This is a genomic window from Georgenia sp. (assembly GCF_054605595.1).
The window spans coordinates 21,300-27,322 of record NZ_JBTSDU010000025.1; the positions used below are offsets into that span (position 1 = coordinate 21,300).

Consider the following 6,023-nt stretch of genomic DNA (forward strand, 5'->3'; position numbering starts at 1 on the left):
AGAGGGATTTCATGTCCGTCAACCGCACCGAGCTCGTCGCCGCCATTGCCGAGCGCGCCTCGCTCACCAAGACCGATGCCGACGCCGCTCTGTCTGCGCTCCAGGAGGTCCTGGTGGACTCCCTCGGCAAGGGTGAGGCCGTCAAGGTCACCGGCCTGCTGTCGATCGAGCGCGTCGAGCGCGCGGCCCGCACGGGCCGCAACCCCCGCACGGGTGAGGAGATCCAGATCCCCGCCGGCTACGGCGTGAAGATCTCGGCCGGCTCCGCGCTGAAGAAGGCCGTCTCCAGCAAGTGATCTTGCGCTGACGAGCACGGACGGGCAGGACCGCGACGGTCCTGCCCGTCCCGCTTCACTGCCGTGCCGCGTGCCGCGTGCCGTCGGCCGCGCCGCCCCGGAGCGTGCCTGCCGCCACACTGTGGTGAGACTTTGCCGGCAGATCACCGGCAGATCCTCACCACAGCATCGCGTTGCGCCCCGCACCAGCCCACCCCAAGGAGGTGTCGCCGTGGAGGTCGTGATCGACACCGGCGACGTCGTCGCCACCCTCGCCGCCGACGCGATCGAGCGGCTGCTGACCGTCCGGCCCGACGCCGTGCTCGGGCTTGCCACCGGCTCCACGCCGCTGCCCGTCTACCAGGAGCTGATCCACCGCCACCGCCACCGCGACGGCCGGCTGAGCTTCGCCCGGGCGCGCGCCTTCCTGCTCGACGAGTACGTCGGCCTGCCACCCGAGCATCCCGAGAGGTACCGCAACGTCATCGACCGCGAGCTGGTCGACGCCGTCGACTTCGCACCCGACGCCGTGCGGGCCCCGGACGGCGGCGCGGACGACCTGCTCGCCGCGTGCGACGCCTACGACGCCGCGATCGCCGCCGCCGGCGGGGTCGACCTCCAGATCCTGGGGATCGGCGCCAACGGCCACGTCGGGTTCAACGAGCCTGGTTCCTCCCTCGCCTCGCGCACCCGGGTGGAGGTCCTGACCGAGCAGACCCGCCGCGACAACGCCCGCTTCTTCGACGGCGACGTCGCCGCCGTGCCGCGGCTTGCCGTGACCCAGGGCCTGGGCACGATCATGTCCGCCCGCCACCTCGTCCTCCTGGCCACCGGTGGGGCGAAGGCCGAAGCGGTCCACCAGCTCGTCGAGGGAGCGGTCAGCGCCCGCTGGCCGGGGACCGTGCTCCAGCACCACCAGCACGTCACCGTCCTGCTCGACGACGACGCCGCCGCCCGGCTCGAGCTCGCCGCCTACTACCGCGAGATGCGCGCCGCCAGGCCGGCGTGGCTCGAGCTGTGAGCCGGCGCGGCGGCAGTGGTGCCCCGGCGCATCGGTAGTGGTGCACTGGCGCGGTGGCAGTCGTGCGCCGAGCTGTGCGGCGGCAGCCATGCGGGAGCCGTGAAGCACGCCCGGAACGAGTCGAATCGCCCACCGAGCACCCGCCGCGGCGGGTGCCGCACGCTTAGACTGGTCGGCATGAGCACTTCGTCCCCGGACCAGCCGACGGGCCCCCAGCCCCCCTCCAGCCAGCCGGCCGGCGGCACCAGCGTGCTCGAGCGCGAGGAGGTGCGCGAGCAGGTCTCCCCGGGGGATGACGAGCGGTACGCGCACTACGTCCGCAAGGACAAGATCACCGCGTCGGCGGTCACCGGTCAGCCTGTCATCGCCCTGTGCGGCAAGGTGTGGACCCCCGGCCGTGACCCCAAGAAGTACCCGGTGTGCCCCACGTGCAAGGCGATCTTGGAGGGCATGAACCCCGGCGGTGACGGCGCCGGCAAGGGCCGTGGCTGGCCCTTCGGCCGCGATCGCGGCGGCTCGTCCGCAGGAAACGGGGAGTGACCGCCCCGCACCAGCGCAGGTCGACGACGACCCAGGCTCCCGGTCCGCACGCCGTCTCCACGGCGGCGGCCGAGCAGCTCCCGCCCGCGTTCCCCGCGCGGGCGGCCTGGGGCACGGCGTCGCGTCTGCGCGCCTGGCAGGCCGACGCGCTCGAGCAGTACCTGACGGCCGAGCCGCGCGACTTCCTCGCCGTCGCCACCCCGGGCGCGGGTAAGACGACCTTCGCGCTGCGGGTGGCCACCGAGCTGCTCGCCCGCGGCGTCGTCCGCCGCGTGACGGTGGTCTGCCCCACCGAGCACCTCAAGTCCCAGTGGGCCGACGCCGCTGCGCGCGTCGGCGTCCAGCTCGACCCCGCGTTCAAGAACTCCCAGGGGCGCCACGGCGACTCCTTCGACGGCGTCGCCGTGACGTACGCCCAGGTCGCCGCCAACGCCGCCCTGCACCGGGCCCGCACCCAGGCTGCGCCGACGCTCGTCATCCTGGACGAGGTCCACCACGGCGGCGACGCCTTCAGCTGGGGCGATGCCGTCCGTGAGGCGTTCGAGCCGGCCCGCCGGCGCCTGTCGCTGACCGGGACGCCGTTCCGCTCCGACACCGCCGCCATCCCGTTCGTGGAGTACCAACGCGGCTCCGACGGCGTGCGCCGCTCCCGCGCGGACTTCTCCTACAACTACGGCGACGCCCTGCGCGACGGCGTCGTCCGCCCGGTCATCTTCCTCAGCTACTCCGGCCAGATGCGCTGGCGCACGAAGGCCGGCGACGAGGTCTCCGCCGACCTCGGCGAGGCGATGACCAAGGACATGACCGCACAGGCCTGGCGCACCGCCCTGGACCCGGTGGGGGAGTGGATCCCCGCCGTCCTGGCCGCCGCCGACCAGCGCCTCATCGAGGTCCGCCGCGCCGTGCCCGACGCCGGTGGGCTGGTCATCGCCACCGACCAGACCGTGGCACGCGCCTACGCCAAGACCCTGCGTGGGATCACCGGCGAGCCGGCCGTCGTCGTCCTGTCCGACGACGACGGTTCGGGCGCCCGGATCGACGAGTTCGCCGCCGGCACGCAGCGGTGGATGGTGGCCGTGCGCATGGTCTCCGAGGGCGTCGACGTCCCCCGACTCGCCGTCGGCGTCTACGCCACGGCGACGGCCACGCCGCTGTTCTTCGCCCAGGCCGTGGGCCGGTTCGTCCGGGCCCGCCGCCGTGGCGAGACGGCGTCGGTGTTCCTGCCGTCGGTGCCCCACCTCCTCGCCCTGGCCGGCGAGCTCGAGGTCGAGCGCGACCACGCCCTCGACAGGGTCCTCACCGCCGAGGAGAAGGGCACGTTCTTCACCCCCGAGGACGCCCTCGTCGCCCAGGCGAACCGAGCCGAGCAGGCGTCCGACGACCTGATGCTCCCCGGCTTCGAGGCCCTGGAGGCCCAGGCCACGTTCGACAAGGTCCTCTTCGACGGCGGCGAGTTCGGTACCGGCGCCGCCGTCGGGTCCGTGGAGGAGCAGGAGTACTTGGGCCTGCCCGGGCTGCTCGAGCCGGACCAGGTCACCACGCTGCTGCGGGCCCGGCAGACCGAGCAGCTCAAGATGCAGAAGCGGGAGGCCAAGGCGAAGGCCGCCCGGGACGAGAACACCCGCGTCGACGACCACCGCCGCCGCGCCGCCGCCCGCAAGGAGCTCAACACCCTCGTCTCCGCGTGGTCGCGCCGCTCCGGCACCCCCCACGGCGTGGTCCACGCGGATCTGCGCAACACGTGCGGTGGGCCCGAGGTGGCCCTGGCGCGCACCGAGGAGATCGAGGCGCGCATCACCCTGCTGCGGAAGTGGTTCGTGGGCCGGCGCTGAGTACCGCCCGAGCGGATGCAGCCGGCCCGGGAACCGATCGGATGCGGCCCGGCCCCATCCCTGCGACGCTTGCGGGCGTCCGGGGCGATCTGGTCACCGTCGAGCGGCGGTCCCACGCCCCTGAAGGAAGGGGAGCGACATGTCCACGTGGCTCATTCTCATCATCGTCGGTGTCGTGATGCTCATCCTGGGCGTCGCCATCGAGGCCGCCAAGGTGCTCATCTGGATCGGCATCGCCGTCGTCGTCGTCTCACTCATTTTCGGCCTGGTCGGCCGCGGGAGGACCCGCATGTAGCGCGCGGGCGCCCGCCGGACGCGCGGGCGCCCGCCGGACGGGGTCACCAGTGGCCACGCCACGCGGGACGGGGCGAGGACGGGTCCATGTCCCGGGAGTCGGGCCCATATCCCGGGGACCGAGGGCGCGGCTCGGACGATGTCGCCGAGAGTGGGTTCACCCGACGGGGTCGGTGCCCGCCGGGTCGTCGACCGGGTCGATGTCGACGTGCCGGGTGGAGATGGCGGGCTCGCCGTCGGAGAGGCGCCACGCGGCGTACGGGAGTTCCGCGCGTGAGGCGAGGTGCCGTTCCCGGGCCGCGACGACCGCCGCCGGGCCCCGGTGCTCGTCGGCGATGTCCCCGCCGCGCACCAGGGGCACCTGGAGCGGCCGTGCCCCGGCCCGTTCCAGCTCGGCCAGTGCGGCGTCGGCGTCCGAGGCAGCCACCACCAGCTCCTCGGCGGCGTAGCCGTGCGTGAGCACCCGCCCGGCGGACTTGCGGCCACCGAGGGAGGTCTTGGACGTCGACTCCTTCGCGACCTCCGCCATGCGGCCGTTCGCGTCCTCGCGGGCGACGAGCTTGTAGACCAGCTCCGCGGTGGGGTGGCCCGAGCCGGTCACGAGCCGCGTGCCGACCCCGTAGGAGTCCACCGGCGCCGCGCCGAGCGCGGCGATGGCGTACTCGTCCAGGTCGGACGTCACCGTGATCTTGGTGCTCGTGGCGCCGAGGGCGTCGAGCTGCTCGCGCACCGCGAAGGCCTGCGCCAGCAGGTCCCCGGAGTCCAGCCGGACGGCACCCAGCTCCCCGCCGGCGGCACGAGCCGTCGCCACGGCCCGCTCGACGCCGCGCCGGACGTCGTAGGTGTCCACCAGCAGCGTGGTGCCCGGCCCCAGCGTCGCCACCTGCGCCGCGAACGCCGCCGCCTCGTCGTCGTGCAGGAGCGTGAAGGAGTGCGCGGCGGTGCCGATGGTCCGGATGCCGAACGAGCGGCCGCCCTCCAGCGTGGACGTTCCGACGAACCCGCCGACGGCGGCCGCGCGCGCCGCGGCGACCGCGGCGGTCTCGTGGGTGCGCCGCGCCCCCATCTCCAGGCACGGGCGCCCGTGGGCCGCAGCGGTCATCCGGGAGGCGGCGGCCGCGACCGCGCTGTCGTGGTTGAGGATCGAGAGCACGATCGTCTCGAGCACGACGGCCTCGGCGAACGTGCCCTCGACCGTCATCACCGGCGAGCCCGGGAAGAAGCACTCGCCCTCGGCGTAGCCGGTGATGTCCCCGCGGAACCGGTACTCACTCAGGAACTCCAGGGTCTTCTCACCCACCACCTGCGTGGCGGCGAGGAAGTCGATCTCCTCGGGGCCGAACGTGAAGGCGGCGACGGCGTCGAGCACCCGGCCCGTACCGGCCACCACCCCGTACCGGCGGCCGGCCGGCAGGCGCCGTGCGAAGACCTCGAACGCGCTGCGGCGGTGCGCCGTCCCGGAGGCCAGCGCGCCCTCGATCATCGTCAGTTCGTACATGTCCGTCAGCAAGGCCGTGCTCGTGATGCCCATTGTCCGCATGGGAGGAAACCTATCGCCAGGGACCACTCGCCGGCGCACGTGTGGCCCCGTCCAGCGCCGTGCACAGGCCCGCACCCGGCCGGGCGCACCGATTGCCTACAGTGGGCACTGTGACTCCCACCGCGCCCTGGCACCTGCGCGTCGCGACCGCGCCCGCGGAGCAGGAGGCCACGGGCGCGGCGGACCAGGTCGTCCCCGAGCGACCCTGGCGCACCTCCGTCTGGAACGACCCGGTCAACCTCATGAGCTATGTGACGTACGTGTTCCAGACGTACTTCGGCTATGACGAGCCGACCGCGACCCGGCTGATGATGCGGGTGCACACCGAGGGCCGCGCGATCGTCTCCCACGGCTCGCGCGAGAAGATGGAGGCGGACGTGCAGGCCATGCATGCCTACGGCCTGTGGGCCACCCTCGAGCAGGAGGAGGCGTAGGTGCGGGCGTTCGTCGCAGGTTCCGTCGGGTACGTCTCGCGGCTGGAGTCGGCCGAGCGGGCGGTGATCGCCCGGCTCGTCGCCGAC

Annotated in this window: 7 protein-coding genes; 6 read left to right on the forward strand and 1 reads right to left on the reverse strand. The window is 73.6% G+C overall.

The window, feature by feature from the left end; all coding sequences use genetic code 11:
- Nucleotides 1–11: 11 nt before the first annotated feature.
- The 5 genes from ACYC1Z_RS05190 to ACYC1Z_RS05210 all read left to right on the forward strand — a co-directional run bounded on the left by ACYC1Z_RS05190 (nucleotide 12) and on the right by ACYC1Z_RS05210 (nucleotide 3,963).
- Nucleotides 12–296: an HU family DNA-binding protein gene (locus ACYC1Z_RS05190; protein ID WP_461408476.1), complete on the forward strand. Its 285-nt coding sequence runs from the start codon at nucleotides 12–14 to the stop codon at nucleotides 294–296.
- A gap of 211 nt (nucleotides 297–507) precedes the next feature.
- Nucleotides 508–1,296, forward strand: coding sequence for a glucosamine-6-phosphate deaminase (nagB, locus tag ACYC1Z_RS05195; RefSeq protein WP_461408477.1), 789 nt, complete (start codon nucleotides 508–510; stop codon nucleotides 1,294–1,296).
- A gap of 177 nt (nucleotides 1,297–1,473) precedes the next feature.
- Complete coding sequence (locus tag ACYC1Z_RS05200; RefSeq protein ID WP_461408478.1) at nucleotides 1,474–1,836, forward strand: DUF3039 domain-containing protein; 363 nt, start codon at nucleotides 1,474–1,476, stop codon at nucleotides 1,834–1,836.
- Nucleotides 1,833–3,668, forward strand: a complete 1,836-nt coding sequence (locus tag ACYC1Z_RS05205; protein ID WP_461408479.1) for a DEAD/DEAH box helicase — start codon at nucleotides 1,833–1,835, stop codon at nucleotides 3,666–3,668. The genes ACYC1Z_RS05200 and ACYC1Z_RS05205 overlap by 4 nt, the downstream gene beginning before the upstream one ends.
- Before the next feature lie 139 nt (nucleotides 3,669–3,807).
- Nucleotides 3,808–3,963 carry a hypothetical protein gene (locus ACYC1Z_RS05210; protein ID WP_461408480.1) on the forward strand — a complete coding sequence of 52 codons (156 nt, stop codon included), beginning with the start codon at nucleotides 3,808–3,810 and terminating at the stop codon, nucleotides 3,961–3,963.
- A 156-nt stretch (nucleotides 3,964–4,119) separates the two neighbouring features.
- On the opposite strand, the gene ACYC1Z_RS05215 is transcribed toward ACYC1Z_RS05210, so the two are convergent.
- Entirely contained in the window at nucleotides 4,120–5,493 is a 1,374-nt protein-coding gene (locus tag ACYC1Z_RS05215; protein ID WP_461408481.1) for a nicotinate phosphoribosyltransferase, read from the reverse strand.
- A gap of 110 nt (nucleotides 5,494–5,603) precedes the next feature.
- Here ACYC1Z_RS05215 and clpS point away from each other — a divergent pair, with 110 nt between their 5' ends.
- A complete protein-coding gene (gene clpS / locus ACYC1Z_RS05220; RefSeq protein ID WP_461408482.1) occupies nucleotides 5,604–5,936 on the forward strand; it encodes an ATP-dependent Clp protease adapter ClpS in 333 nt (110 codons plus the stop codon).
- Nucleotides 5,937–6,023: the final 87 nt, after the last annotated feature.